This window comes from Curtobacterium sp. 18060, assembly GCF_902706105.1.
Lineage (GTDB): Bacteria > Actinomycetota > Actinomycetes > Actinomycetales > Microbacteriaceae > Curtobacterium.
In genome coordinates this window covers 1-437 of the sequence record NZ_CACSJV010000125.1, presented here as the reverse complement: position 1 = coordinate 437, position 437 = coordinate 1, and the positions used below count along the sequence as shown (strand labels likewise).

Below are 437 nucleotides of genomic sequence, written 5' to 3'. Positions count from 1 at the left end.
GAGCAGATCGTGGTGGATACGCGGCGCAACCGCGCGAAGGCCAGCCGGGTGGCGATGAAATAACCACCCGCTGGCGGTTGGCGGTTGGCGGTTGGCGGTTGGGCAGGTTAGTGGATAATTTTAAACGTCAGCTCATAGGGGCTGGTTTTTCCCTCATCGCGCGCGCCGCCCATTTGGTATACGCGAACGGTATATTTGCCGCTGGTCGCCAGGCGCTGTTCGAAATCGCCGTCGCGCATGGCACCATTAAAAACCGTTTCATTGGCGGGGTTAATGACGTTGAAATAGGGATGATGGGCGCCGCGTTTCATACTGACGCGCATAGTCTGGCCTGCCTTCGCCACCAGCGTATAGTCTTTCACATCGGCCCCGCTCACCGCATTATGCATAGTGGTGCCGCTGGTGCCTTTATCGAAATGAATCGGCTGGGTATTTAT

1 protein-coding gene is annotated in these 437 nt (G+C 56.8%); it reads right to left on the bottom strand.

What is annotated here, in order from left to right; translation table 11 throughout:
• Positions 1–107 precede the first annotated feature (107 nt).
• A partial coding sequence (locus tag GVL05_RS19865) for a DNA breaking-rejoining protein (RefSeq protein WP_159574249.1) occupies positions 108–437 on the bottom strand: 330 nt, incomplete at its 5' end.